This window comes from Rhodoglobus galactosidasius (genome assembly GCF_054957775.1).
Genome location: NZ_JBQIAV010000013.1, coordinates 14,491 through 27,040 on the forward strand (window position 1 = coordinate 14,491; position 12,550 = coordinate 27,040).

10 protein-coding genes and 1 tRNA gene are annotated in these 12,550 nt (G+C 58.4%); 4 read left to right on the forward strand and 7 right to left on the reverse strand.

Annotated elements, in window-relative coordinates; translation table 11 throughout:
• Positions 1 to 120: 120 nt before the first annotated feature.
• From ACTJJW_RS13790 to ACTJJW_RS13810, 5 genes are all read right to left on the reverse strand, one after another.
• On the reverse strand, positions 121 to 1,950 hold the full coding sequence (locus tag ACTJJW_RS13790; RefSeq protein ID WP_462645593.1) for an ABC transporter ATP-binding protein: 1,830 nt from the start codon (positions 1,948 to 1,950) through the stop codon (positions 121 to 123).
• Positions 1,947 to 2,378, reverse strand: coding sequence for a lasso peptide biosynthesis B2 protein (locus tag ACTJJW_RS13795; RefSeq protein ID WP_462645595.1), 432 nt, complete (start codon positions 2,376 to 2,378; stop codon positions 1,947 to 1,949). Before ACTJJW_RS13795 ends, ACTJJW_RS13790 begins: the two co-directional genes overlap by 4 nt.
• Complete coding sequence (locus ACTJJW_RS13800; protein WP_462645597.1) at positions 2,371 to 2,631, reverse strand: PqqD family peptide modification chaperone; 261 nt, start codon at positions 2,629 to 2,631, stop codon at positions 2,371 to 2,373. The genes ACTJJW_RS13795 and ACTJJW_RS13800 overlap by 8 nt, the downstream gene beginning before the upstream one ends.
• Positions 2,628 to 4,454, reverse strand: coding sequence for an asparagine synthase-related protein (locus tag ACTJJW_RS13805; RefSeq protein WP_462645599.1), 1,827 nt, complete (start codon positions 4,452 to 4,454; stop codon positions 2,628 to 2,630). The genes ACTJJW_RS13800 and ACTJJW_RS13805 overlap by 4 nt, the downstream gene beginning before the upstream one ends.
• Before the next feature lie 99 nt (positions 4,455 to 4,553).
• Positions 4,554 to 4,670 (reverse strand): lasso RiPP family leader peptide-containing protein, encoded by a 117-nt coding sequence (locus tag ACTJJW_RS13810; RefSeq protein ID WP_462645601.1) that lies wholly within the window; start codon positions 4,668 to 4,670, stop codon positions 4,554 to 4,556.
• A 496-nt stretch (positions 4,671 to 5,166) separates the two neighbouring features.
• On the opposite strand from ACTJJW_RS13810, the gene ACTJJW_RS13815 reads away from it, so the two are divergent.
• The 3 genes from ACTJJW_RS13815 (at position 5,167) to ACTJJW_RS13825 (ending at position 7,218) form a co-directional block, all read left to right on the forward strand.
• Positions 5,167 to 6,309 carry a sensor histidine kinase gene (locus tag ACTJJW_RS13815; protein WP_462645603.1) on the forward strand — a complete coding sequence of 381 codons (1,143 nt, stop codon included), beginning with the start codon at positions 5,167 to 5,169 and terminating at the stop codon, positions 6,307 to 6,309.
• Entirely contained in the window at positions 6,306 to 6,989 is a 684-nt protein-coding gene (locus ACTJJW_RS13820) for a response regulator transcription factor (protein ID WP_462645605.1), read from the forward strand. The genes ACTJJW_RS13815 and ACTJJW_RS13820 overlap by 4 nt, the downstream gene beginning before the upstream one ends.
• Before the next feature lie 73 nt (positions 6,990 to 7,062).
• Positions 7,063 to 7,218, forward strand: a complete 156-nt coding sequence (locus ACTJJW_RS13825) for a hypothetical protein (protein WP_462645607.1) — start codon at positions 7,063 to 7,065, stop codon at positions 7,216 to 7,218.
• 456 nt (positions 7,219 to 7,674) lie between these two features.
• On the opposite strand, the gene ACTJJW_RS13830 is transcribed toward ACTJJW_RS13825, so the two are convergent.
• Positions 7,675 to 11,175: an SIR2 family protein gene (locus tag ACTJJW_RS13830; protein WP_462645608.1), complete on the reverse strand. Its 3,501-nt coding sequence runs from the start codon at positions 11,173 to 11,175 to the stop codon at positions 7,675 to 7,677.
• Positions 11,176 to 11,491: 316 nt separating this feature from the next.
• Here ACTJJW_RS13830 and ACTJJW_RS13835 point away from each other — a divergent pair, with 316 nt between their 5' ends.
• Positions 11,492 to 12,265 carry a hypothetical protein gene (locus tag ACTJJW_RS13835; RefSeq protein WP_462645610.1) on the forward strand — a complete coding sequence of 258 codons (774 nt, stop codon included), beginning with the start codon at positions 11,492 to 11,494 and terminating at the stop codon, positions 12,263 to 12,265.
• Between the two features lie 192 nt (positions 12,266 to 12,457).
• Here the strand turns inward: ACTJJW_RS13835 and ACTJJW_RS13840 are convergent.
• A tRNA-Pro gene (locus ACTJJW_RS13840) sits at positions 12,458 to 12,531 on the reverse strand.
• Positions 12,532 to 12,550 lie beyond the last annotated feature (19 nt).

The window sequence follows — 12,550 nt, forward strand, 5'->3', positions numbered from 1 at the left end:
CCCGCGGCGTCTTGACCATGTGGCGGTAGAAATGCGTCGACCGCTTGAATTTGTCGAGACCTCGCCCGCATACACGCTGTTGGAGCATCCGTCGCCCTTCAGAGATGGCTTTCGAAAGCCTTAGTTTGCCGGTACGAGACTCTGTTGGCGCGCGAACGTGCGGTATGTCTCATTGGTCTCAAGTAATTGATGATGTGTGCCTTTGTCTTCGACGCCTCCGTCGCGAAGCACAAAAATAACATCACTGTCGATGATCGTGGAGAGGCGGTGCGCAACCACGATGAGAGTACGGTCTCTGGCCGCCGTTGAGACCGCGGCTCGGAGCATAGTCTCATTGTCACTGTCCATTTGTGACGTCGATTCGTCAAGCAGCAGTATGGGACGGTCTGCCAACAGAACTCGAGCAATCGCTAGACGTTGTCTTTCACCGCCAGACAGATCAGAGCCCTCGTCCGCGAGATTGAGGTCTAAACCGTTCCCTCTGGTGAGAAGATTCGTGAGATTAACACTGGCGAGAACTTCAGTGCAATCAGCGGTCGTCGCACCGAGGGTGCCAAGGGTGAGATTGTCACGGAGCGTTCCAGCGATTATTGGAGCATCTTGCTCGACAAGGCCAATATAGGCGCGTAGAACCTCTCGAGGCGTCGATCGACTCGCCATGTTGAAGATCTTGATTTCACCTTCGTCGGGATCGTAAAAACGAGAGATCAATGCAAGCAGGGTGGATTTCCCTGCTCCTGATGGTCCGACGATTCCGACCTTTGCCCCGTGGGGTACTGCAAAGCTCATATCGCGTAGGGCGATGTGATCGCTACTGCGAATGGCATCTTGCTCGTTCCCGGGTTGGCTGTATTGAAATGTCACCCCCCTGAACTCGATTGCCAAGGGAGCAGGCGAAGTCGAAGGGGCTTCTGCTTGAGTCGTGAACAGCGAAGTGGCAGGCGGAGAATGCAACGGCTCAATATCAGGCAGTGTTTCCACTTCTTGTAGGCGCGACATAGAGGCAAGGGCTTGCGCCAAGGACGTAGCTGCAGCGATAGCCTGCCCGATTGGTGACAGCAGCAGGAACAGATACATAATGAATGCGATCAACTGCGCGACCGTCATTGCGCCAGTTGACACCTGATATCCACCGAATCCGAGAACGGATGCCAGTGAAGCCTGCAGCACCACCCCCGACAGAGGTGTAGTCATAGCCGAGATACGAGCAAATCGAAGTCCCGACCGCCAAGCTGAATCGACCCCTTGCTCGATGCTCTCTACTGCATGCTGTTGCGCATTCAGGGAGCGAATCGTCTTGAGAGCTCGCAGGTATTTGTCAGTGGAGCTCGCCACTTGACTGATGGACTCCTGGGCTCGTACGGATGACCGTCTGAGCCGACCTGACATTCCCACGAGAACACCGATCGCAAGCGCGACAACGCTGAGAGTGATGCCCAGCAGGGACGGACTAACGAACGCCATCGCGATAACGGCACCGACGAACATGATCGTGCCGCCCACCAGTTGGGTGGTGCTTTGCGTCAACGCCGTCTTTAGAATGGCGGTGTCCGTTGTGGCGCGCGAGACTAGGTCCGCCTTGCGGAACCGTCGTAGGTCAGTGAACGACAACGAGAATATCTTACGGATGAGAGACTTGCGGACGCTTCTCACCACCCCTTCGCCTAGTACTAGCAGCGCGTAACTCTGGAAGCCGGAAACAATCGCGGCCGCCCCCACCAGAGCTAAAAGCAGCCCGAGTGTCGGAGTGATGTTCACACTCTTCTCGAGGTCAGTGACGATCGCTGAAACAAGCAGTGGCTGCGCCAGGCTGAGGGCTGACCCTACGACGCTGAGAACGATGGACCAGACGACGAGCACCCGGTGTTTCTTCAGATGCGAGAGAAGAGCTCGAAGGTTTCCCCTGTTCGGACGCTTCTGAGAGGGCCCTGGTTCGACATTCTTGGTCATGGTGTCCGTCCCCGTGAAGCGACGGTAATCATCGATTCAAAGACATCACCCAGTCCAATCGGCTCACCGATCGGCTGCCCGTCAACAGCGACCCAGGCGTGGGCGCGAAATGGTTGGGTGCATGCGCCGGTGTGCCATTCGGGCCACGTGCCCTGGGAACGACAAAAGAGGGCGGTCGCGATGGATCGGTCTAGGCACCAACGTCCCGCACATCTCGCGCTGATCGAAATCACAACAGTGCGCGCTCGGAGGGTCTCTTCGACTCCCGCCGGTGTTGTTCTGTTGCTAAGGCGTTTCATCGCAGACTCTAAATGACGTGGTTTGAGCGCAGCCAGGCCTCGGGCACACGCAACAGCTACGATCGCTCGAAGCCGCTCGGTACCGCGAATGTGTGCTGCAGGAAGCGGGGCTACCACTGAGTCACTCATGGGCTATCGACCCGATGGCACGGAATTCACTGGCCATTCTGCGCACGTCACGCTCCACATCCAAGGCTTCTACTGGGTATTGTTTTTGGAGATCGGTGATGATTCGATCAAGTTCGTGCCCGTCTGCCAACCGATTGATGACTGTCATCGCTAGAGCGTTGAGTTGCCAGTACTCCCCTTCCTTGAGGTCAAGGAGGACTCCGCTGTCGGTGCTACCTGTCAGGCGGAACCTTTTGTTGAGTTGCCGCGTCATACCGTTGCTCCCAATCGTTGATTTTGCGTTGCATCAGGCTGGACGGTTGCACGCCGAAGCCATATTTCGGCGGCAAGGGTCGGATCGATAAATCTGAAAGGGCGCGTGTCAGGATGTATCGCTCCTAGGAAGCCTGTAAACACAGCCGGGTTGATCATCTTCGCTCGTGCCAGCGCGGAGTCCTCGAAAGCGCGCGCCATCGAATCACGATTCGCCGCCACGCCGGCATAAGCCTCGGCGCTGTAGTCACCCTTGGAGCGTCGGCCAAGAACCGCTGCGGGCACCAACCCGGTCGCCGCAGCGTGGAGCACAGGTTTGTACCTCCCAGCTTGGACACGGTCTTCGAAGCGCACGCGAAAAGCAAGATCGATGATTTGGTCGTCAAGATATGGCGACTCGTACTTGACTCCCTCAAGCTGCATCAGTTGAGACATTCGACGCACGAGGTTCCCATCTGCAATGACCAGCCTGAGCATCTCGAAATCGACAGCCGAATCAGCACTCGCCGAGTGGATCGCCGCCGCCTCCTCGAGCAACTTGCGAGCAGAATCGAGCGTCGATGTCAGAGCCCAATCCGGCATTCGCGATTCCGGCTCCCATTGGAGGTGCGGGCCCATCGTGCTCGGCATCGAGAGGCTTGTGGCTGCACGCCTCGCCCACCTCCGCCAGGATGGCGATCCCGTAAGACCGATGAAACTCTCGGCGATTCCCCACCGCCCCATGGCCCTCGCCCTCTGGATTGCTCCCCTTGAGGCCCCTGGCGCCGACCGGAACAGCGCATGCAAGTGGGCGAAAGATGGCGAGAACAATTCATCACCGCCCAGACCATTGATGTGGGTGGTGGCCCCGTGCGAACGAACCAGCCGTGCAAGATTCCTCGTGGTGGCGACAGTCCTGAGCGCCGGGTACGGCTCGCTGAGGTCGTTGTCGGAGACTGTGTCCCAGCCCTCGTACCATGGGACCGCGTCGGCGGCATCGACAACTAGGTGAGTTGCGCGCGGCAAATGCCGGTGCGCGATCCCCGCCCAATGGGCATCGTCGTTGGTCACATCGCGGGCGGCCTGCCGGACCGTGAGCAGGTCATCTGCATTATCATGAGCGAAGAAAGCAAGTGTCGTCGAATCCATGCCGCCCGATAGATCAGAACTAATCCGGCGTCCTGGTCTAATCCTTGCGGAGACTGCACGAGACAGAGCAGTCTTGAGTAGCGGTGCGATCTCGGAAAGAGGTTGTTTCTCGGCCGGAACTTCCCATCTGCGTTCAATCGATTGTTGACCGTTCGCACGGATCCTGAGGGCATGAGTCGAGGGCACCCCCTCGATTGCTTGCCATGCCGGGATCTCTGAATATGGCCATGGCTTTCGCGGTGCGAGAAGTAGCAGCGGAAGGTGATCCTCTTGCAGAGAACTCCCGATCGCACGCCGCAGGATGTCCGCCTTGTTCGATGCAACCGTGTATCCCGTTCGGGTTGTATAAACGAACTGATGTGTTGTCGAGAGGGTTCCGTTCACACGGAACTGGTCGCCAATCATCAAGAATGTTAGATAGGCGCCAGCGATTCGCTCGTAAAGCGAGTTGGCATCGCTGAACTGGCGGATTCTGCGGGCCTCTGCGGCCAATTGATCTGCGGTGACGTCAGCAGATCCAAGCAGCACTAGCATGCCTGTGGCCGTCGGTGCGACGTGCTCTTCTTCATCGGTCCAGGCTCCACGTATCCACGGTCGCCCCGAGGGGTGCGTGATACTGCGCATCGAGCCAGTAGGTAGACCCCAGGAGCTGTCTGCTCTATCACTCGACACGTCCGGAAAGACGATCACATCCATCAGCGCTTCCTTCTCCCAGCAACGAACGAGGAGTGGCCGACGAAGCATTTGTCCCGCCGGCCACCTTGGTATTTCTTCATGCAGACGTGCGGTTCTGTCTTAGAACCACCATCCACCGAAGAAGTCGATCCAGTAGCCTCGGCTCGTGGCGTTGGTCAGCTTGCTGAACTCTCCGACCTTCACCATCGCCGGCGCTTCGTATGATGCCTTCGACATGATTTCCCTCCCTTCCTACGGTTGCTGCGTACGGCTACGACGGAACGTATTCGATAGCCGTTGATTCGAGCTCTTGCATTCTTGACGGTACGAGGGATTCCGTAGTGACTCGTCAACCCCTGGTTGGTACCAGAGTCTCAACCCCTGGTTGGTGGTTCTACCGATATGGACTCATATGCTCAGTTGGATGGGAACAGCACCGATAGGGACGGTCAGCATTGGCACCGACTTTGCACTCGCGCCAGTATTCCTCGCCGCCGATGGGCGCTAGTGCGAACTCAGTGCAGGTGACTTCTTCCGCCTCATTCTCGACTCTGATGAGGATTGCTTACCGAGTAGAAGCTGTGAAACACCCTCACCCACCTGATGCAGTTTGCCTTCGGAGAGCACAATGGAACCTCACCCCTGCGTTAGGACCATGGTGATTCTGAGCGACAGTACCGGTCGAACGGAGGCCCACGAGCTGACTAGCAGTCCGTGGCTGCTCCAACGTTGGATGTCCGCGCGTCCTCGTGTGCTCGACTGGATCGTCGCTGTCTCCTGCGGTGCCGTTCAGATCGCCACGCTCATGCTCAACGGTGCCAGCCTGGACTGGGCGATCTTCGTCATCATCGCCTTTACCTCGCTTGCACTCCTCTGGCGGCGAAGCTACCCACTCACTGTGCTCTTGGCCGTTGTTGCAATCAGTAGTGCAAGCTCATTACTCCACACCACGGTGAGCTATCAGAACGCACCATTCGTATTCGCCCTCTACGCTCTAGCCAGCATCCGGTCGTTCAAACCAGCAATCGCCGGTTACTTTTTGGGCGTTCTGATTCCCGCCTCCGCAGTAATTGTCCAAGGCATCACCACGCAAGCCACGGTCTCACCTGTACTTCTGGATCCATTCGCGTTGTTCGCACTGGCGATCGGCCTCGCTGTTCGAGGCCAGCGAGAACATCGCCAAGCACTAGTGGAACTCATCAATCAGCGGCTCGACACTGCTCGACTCACCGAACGCAACCGGATCACCGCCGACATGCACGACGTCGTTGCCCACTCGCTTTCGGTAATGATTGCACTTGCCAACGGTGCCTCCGCCGCCTGGCAGAAACACCCAGAGCGCGCCGCCGAAGCGCTCAGAGACCTCACCGAAGTAGGCCGAACCGCACAAATAGACATGCGCCGAATCCTTCAGATGATTCAAGAAGGCGATGCAGACTCGGCCGCAGACCTCTTGGAGTCGGGCCACAACCTGCCCAGCCTCGAAAACCTCGTCGAAACCTTCCGAGCGACCGGGCTTCCGGTGTCACTCACCATAAGAGGGGCACCGCTATCGTCGGATGTGACATTTGCGATGAGTGTCCATCGAATCGTGCAGGAAGGCCTCACAAATGCACTTCGCTATGCCGTCGACGCGACTCGTGTCGAGGTGACAATCACAGGAAGTGAACATCAGGTAGAGATCACCATTGTCGACAACGGACTCGCCGCGGCGACGGGACGCACCACTCGCGGCTCCGAACGTGGTCTTCTGGGCATCGCTGCACGGGCAAGAACCTACAATGGGATCAGCACAGCCGAGGCACTTCGAACTGGTGGTTGGCGCGTCGCCGTTGTTCTGGAGAAACCTCACCAAGGGCAGGAATCCAACGAATGACCCCCATGTCCGATACCTGTATCCGCGTGCTCGTGGTCGACGATCAACCGCTGGTCAGGAAAGGTAACTCTCTGGTTCTGGAGACGACGGAGGACATCATCGTCGTTGCTGAAGCCGAAAATGGTGAGCAGGCCGTGGCAGCCGCTGCGGAGCTGAACCCACAGGTCGTGCTCATGGACATTCGCATGCCCGGTATCGGTGGCATCGAAGCAACTCGCCTGATTACTCGTGCTAATCCCAACACTCGAGTGATCGTGCTGACAACATTCGATATCGACGAGTACGCGTTCGGAGGACTTGATGCGGGAGCAAGCGCATTTCTGCTCAAAAGTACCACCCCAGAACGCCTCACTCGAGCAGTCCGAACCGTTGCGGCAGGAGAAGCTGTTGTCGAGCCCCGCATCATCAAACGGCTCATCGAGGTTTATTCGAAACGGACTGCCTCAGTCGGACACCCTTCGCCGTTTCCGGTCGCCGATACCGCCAGCCTGTTGACCCCCAGAGAATTGGATGTACTGACCGCGATCGGTCAAGGACTGTCCAATTCGGAAATCTGCTCGCAACTCTATCTCTCCCCCGCAACCGTAAAAACCCACATCAACCGCGTATTCAGCAAGCTAAACCTGCGAGACCGAGCACAAGCGATCATTTATACCTACCGAAACGGGATCAGCGATTAAGCTCGTCCGGAACTGCTGACGATTTACTTGAATCGTGTGTTGGGGTTCTGAAGCCGCGAGCTATCATTCGGCTTTGAAGTCGTTTCTAGGCTCATTCCGGGTTTATTTTGTCCTAGTGATCGATGCCGAGTTCATCGAAGGGGACACCGTCGTCGAGCATGCTCCAAACGATGACGAGGAGCGTGTGTTGCAGCGCAGCGACGGCATGCAGGGCGCTGACACGAGTTAGAAGCAACGCTTTCTTGCCTGCTTTAGTGATGGAGCATGAGGTCTAGACGGACTCGGTCAGTTGTGGTCTAAAGAGAAGGATCCCGCGAACTTTCGGCGGGCTATCTGCCGGGCTACGCTCCACCGGCACGGCCGTCACATCGCAGTAGCACGCAGAACACTGGCCATGAGCACCAGCGATGCGCCGGAACCGGCGCGGCGGAGACCCCGCTTATAAGCACTTGAGATACACGGAAGGGACCGCCCTGGCGGACGGTCCCTTCCGTGTATCTGTCGGGCTGACAAGATTTGAACTTACGACCCCTTGACCCCCAGGGACGTTCAGCAGTGCGGTTTCCTGTTGTTTGCTGCTGTTGAATCCCTTCACCTGCGGCCCATTGCACGCTGGTGTTGTACATGTTGTGCAATGACTGTGCAACGGCCCGAACCGTTGCACCCATTTCCTGCCGAGGGTCATTCAGAGAATGAATCCTCGTTCGCGTGCCGCGTCTACTATCGGCTGAACTGCGTCGCCGAGAATGGCGCGAACGCCATCAATCACCACCCGAACCGCGTGCGCTTGGAGCCCACCGCGGGGAGCCGAATTGCGAATTCTCTCGGCTAGATGGGCGACAATTTCCGATCCATACGCGGAGAGTGTTCCATCGGGAAAGCTCGGGGCACGGTACTGCTCTCCCAGCCCAATCCCACTGCCCCGGAAGATATCGATCGCGTCGGGAATTCGCGCCGCCAGGAAAGGCACGGTGTCAGCCCAACGCGCCAATTCTTCGGTCTCCGCCGATCTCGGCAGACCCGCAACCCGCGCCATCAAATGGTCGCGGAGCCAGAGATCCCATACCTCGGCACCTTCCGCGCCTGGGGAGCCAAGAAGATGGACCACCGCAGACGCGAACTGCGCCGCGTGCTCGCCGTTCGCTGCCAGAACCGATTCGTCGAGAAGCCGCTGCCGCTCAGACCCGCTAATTCCGGCGAAAGTCACTACCGATGCCGCGAGGTTATAGAACTGGCGACGCAGACCTCGATCGCCTAGGTTGTCGAGTCGGCCCCATTCGGCGATCAGGCCGTCAAGAAAGCCCGCCGCAAGCATTCGGTCATCGAACCGAGGATTGTAGAGAAAACTCCCCCACACCTGACCCGCTGACGCCTCTTCACCAAAAAGCGGCAACAAGTTCTCCTCCACAAAACTCGGGTCCGCAGCGAATAAAAAGTAGCTCAAATTGGCGAGTGCCGGACGGGTTGCGTCGAGCGTTTGAGGCGGCCCGTTCAACAACCCCAAAAACGCGAACCGTTCCCCGTCGTTCAGCCCGCTCCAGTTGTCTCGATTGTGCCGCCAGCGTCGATCAACTTCGACCGCCCAATACGTCGCTACCTCACCGGGCCACGAGTTGAGAGCGAGAGAGGACGGCTGTGAGTCGGGGCCGTGCTCAAAGTCGGCATTGTGAGTGGACCACAAAGAGTTGGCCAGTCGCCGCAGAGCAGCGGTTACCGGCGATTCGTCGCTCTCAACTTCCCTGCGAATCAGTGCCAAGAGGAACTGGCCGATCGGCCGCGCCGACTTCTCGGTCTCTACCTCAGATCCGACGAGACCGATTATCTCCTCGGCCTCGTCGCCCAACTCGGCGCGCTCCCATCCGCCGATGATCGCCCGCCGAAGCTGTGGTTTGCGCTCTCCAAGGTCTTCACGATCATTGACTATGTGCCAAAGGCTCATGCCCAAGCTGGGCCGAAGTTCCGCTACGCGGCGGACCACCGAGAGAGCGTCATCCCAATCGGGCTCGTCAAAGTTACGTTCTGAATAGTCGCGGTTGAGCAAGTCATCGAACGCTGCGCCTAGGTCAATTTCAGCATCTCTAATGAAGTCCTCTGGCTCGATCGGGAGGTGGCCTCCCCAAGTCCCGCTCGATGACCAGTGATCGAAATCCGGATTATCTCGAACACCGAACGTGGGGTTGGCGGCCTGAGCCGTTGCGAATTCGGCTGCTGCTTCATCCCAATCGGGGACAGATTGCACGAGCCAAGCAAGAAGGTTGAAGGTCGAGTAGGCGATATGCCGGTCCCGATCGGACATGTCCTCAGGGAAGTCCGGCCCGAGCAAAGCAACGGCGAGCAATTCGGCGCGTACGGGGGCACCGGCATTTGGTAGCGACTTCGCGATCAGTCGAAACGCCTCGTGCTTCTCGTCGCTGATGTAGAGAACGTCTCGATCAAGAATCCAACGAAGCTTCTCGTCGGCAGATCTAGCCCCGTCTTCCGCCAGGATGTGTAAGGCGAGCCGACGAAATAGTGGCCTTCCTTGCTTCCACCAGCGCTCGGGAAGATCGGGAATTGAGGGCAACTCCTTCTCTCCGAAGTCCCGCAGCGCATCGATTAGGGCGTCCAGGGCAGCGGGATAGCGGTCCTGCTCGTGCGGCTCGATCGCAGAACGGCCAAACCCAAGGGGATCAAAGCTGAGGTGACCTTGGTAGCCATTAAGAAGGTCGTACGCACCGTTGAGCGCATCTTCGAGGAGTGGCCCAAGGATCTGGTCGTCCTCGTCCGCTTCGCTGATTGCACGGCGGAGGTGCGCGCTCAAAGTGTGTTCGTCTGTGTGCCAGGCCACTTCGACGTCGGGCGGTGTTTCCCCGTCATCTTCTTGCAGGAACCAGTTCCTCTTAAGGGTGAGGAACGGGCGCAGCGCAGCACGGATTACCACTAGGGGCTCAACGCGAACGGTTGGCTCGTAAGGGATGAGCATGCCGAGATCGGGGGGCGCGGAGTGTCTATGAATAGAAGTCGCCAGCAGCGTTTTCCATCGTCTCCCCGCGAGCTCGTCCTCTGCCGACAGCCGCTCCGCGGCGAATGACGCCGCATTGACCAAGTTCGGGTGAAATCGCTGTCCAAGCCTTTGGACTGCTTGAAGAGCCGCCCCATGCTTGGCCGGGTCGGCAATAAAACTGCCGAACCAGTCAGCGAGCACCAAGGTTGACTTCTTCGCTGCTGCTCCGGTGAAGAGCGCCTTGAATCGGGGACGGCCTTCCGCCCACTGAAGCCAAGGAATCGTGTCGGCCACCGAGGTAAAATCCCTCGCCCCCTCGATGGTCCGCAGCCGCCGTACGACATAGTCACGGTCGACCGGCGTCATAGACGTGCCGCCCTCGACTATCTTGCGCATACGTGCGCGATGATCGAGTTGCCCCATACGCGCTCGGGAGTCCCAAGCTTGCAGCGCCGCGAGTAGAGCGGAATGATCCGTTGCTGTGCCGGGATAGCCAATCGAACGGATGCCGAGATGCCTCCATTTGGCATCCTCGGGCGCGTTGGTGAGAACATACCGCCGCGTCTTGGACGGAAGGCCAAGAGACAAGTACCGCATGATCGGATCGCTCAAGCTGTAGCCGATGAACACCACTGCAAACTTCTCGAACATCTTCTGGAGAAACCGTGTCGCCCATGCATCGTTGAGATATGCACGCCCAAAGTCGCGATCAGTCAACACAAGCTCTCTAGACGCTCGGACGACCGACCCGTGCAAGTGGACTACACCTGTGAACTTGTCGCCCATGGGCAAAGCGGGACCTATCCACCGATCATCGAATGGGACCGACTCGGTCAACGCGGCCGACGACAAATGATCGTCGAAGTTTGTAGTCACAACTCGCGCTGCCCCCATGGATGACGCTAGCCGCGCAATAGCGGTGTGAGTCGGGTTTGGTGCAGAGTCGGGGTGAGAGATGATCCTGTGAGCGTGCGCGTGGACGTCAAAGTTGGAGGGCATCGAGCCGATAAACAGGTCAATGTCGATGTCCTCATCGAACGGCACCCGCGCGTCGTCGGCCAGTTGGCGGGCAAGCTCCTTGAAGGACGGCAAATTGGAGGGATCGTCGATGGAAGCGCCCGCACCGATGAAAAACACCAGGCGCCGTTTCGCGTGGGCATCAACGATCTTCTCAGGAAGGTCCACGCCGTCCGTGATGAACACAATCTCCTCCGATCGGCAGAATGCTAAATATGGATCCAAGAGTATCGCTCAACACGATGATCGTTCGCGCTCCCCGGCACGACGAGTCCAATCCCTGCACAATGCTGTGCAGGTGTTTGCACCCGTTGGGTCGCGAACGCTGACGCAGCACTCCCCCGAATGGCGCGCGCGGCGTACGCTGATTTGAGTACCCTAGGGACGCCTACGTCTCGCCGCTCAGCGTGCTGCTGAGAGTGTTTGCGCGATCGCCAGCGGCCGCCCACACTGATTCGATTACTGAGCCCGCTGCACTCTAATGTCCTCGTATGCTTCACTGATGGAAACTTCATGGTGGAACGTAGCCGGAGCGCCGACGCCCGATGAATGGTCGGCATTGTTCGCGGGTCTCACACTCGTTGCTGCGGTCGTCGCCGCAGTGATCGCACTCGGACAACTGCGAGCGCACTTCGCCACGGAGCGAGCACGGAGCCGCCCGTATGTGATCGTCGACTTTGCTTTCAAATCAATTCTTATGCAAGTTGAAATCAAGAACATCGGGGTGACGGCCGCGAGCGATGTGATCCTGCGCGTCGATCCACCATTTGAGTCCGGCCTACGCGATCAGGCGGCTACCTTGAACGCAGTTTTCGCGGATCCTTCGCAAGTTTCGATGCTTGCCCCCGGCCGCCGAATCTTGTACACGTTCGATCGAGCACCCGATTACTACAAGGAGAAGCGACCGGAAAAGTACTCTGTGACGGCCACCTACTCTGATCTTCCGCAGCAGCACCGCCGACCGTGGCGTCGTTGGTGGCGGAAGGAAATTTTGCGATACACCGACACCTTCGTCCTTGACTTCCGACAGTGGAGTCAGGCCAGCACAGAGTCGGACTACGACAACATGAATTGGAACATCGCGTCACGCCAAGAGAAGCGGACAGAGCGCATCGCAAAGTCGTTGCAGTCGATCATGAACACCGCCAAGGCTCGTAGTGACGATCTTCTCGACGACCTGACTACGCGCGACGTAGTGCAACAAGACGAACTCACGAACGACTCGTCGATCCAACACCCAGTCGATGCGCCACAGCGCAAGCCGGAACCCGCATGATCTGCGTAATTCCGAGGCTTCTCATTGTCGGGCTGCGCCCCACCGGCACGGCCGTCACATCGCAGTAGCCCACAGCGACCGAGTTGCTCGCGGCAGCGATGCGCCGGAACCGGCGCGGCGGGGACCCCGCTTATAAGACCTCGGGATACACGGAAGGGACCGTCCTGGCGGACGGTCCCTTCCGTGTATCTGTCGGGCTGACAAGATTTGAACTTGCGACCCCTTGACCCCCAGTCAAGTGCGCTACCAAGCTGCGCCACAGCCCGTGACAACTCAAATAGCTTA

Coding starts and splice junctions, on each gene's coding strand:
- ACTJJW_RS13790 (WP_462645593.1), bottom strand. CDS start 1,950: ATGACCAAGAATGTCGAACCAGGGCCCTCTCAGAAGCGTCCGAACAGG.
- ACTJJW_RS13795 (WP_462645595.1), bottom strand. CDS start 2,378: ATGAGTGACTCAGTGGTAGCCCCGCTTCCTGCAGCACACATTCGCGGT.
- ACTJJW_RS13800 (WP_462645597.1), bottom strand. CDS start 2,631: ATGACGCGGCAACTCAACAAAAGGTTCCGCCTGACAGGTAGCACCGAC.
- ACTJJW_RS13805 (WP_462645599.1), bottom strand. CDS start 4,454: ATGGATGTGATCGTCTTTCCGGACGTGTCGAGTGATAGAGCAGACAGC.
- ACTJJW_RS13810 (WP_462645601.1), bottom strand. CDS start 4,670: ATGTCGAAGGCATCATACGAAGCGCCGGCGATGGTGAAGGTCGGAGAG.
- ACTJJW_RS13815 (WP_462645603.1), top strand. CDS start 5,167: ATGTCCGCGCGTCCTCGTGTGCTCGACTGGATCGTCGCTGTCTCCTGC.
- ACTJJW_RS13820 (WP_462645605.1), top strand. CDS start 6,306: ATGACCCCCATGTCCGATACCTGTATCCGCGTGCTCGTGGTCGACGAT.
- ACTJJW_RS13835 (WP_462645610.1), top strand. CDS start 11,492: ATGGAAACTTCATGGTGGAACGTAGCCGGAGCGCCGACGCCCGATGAA.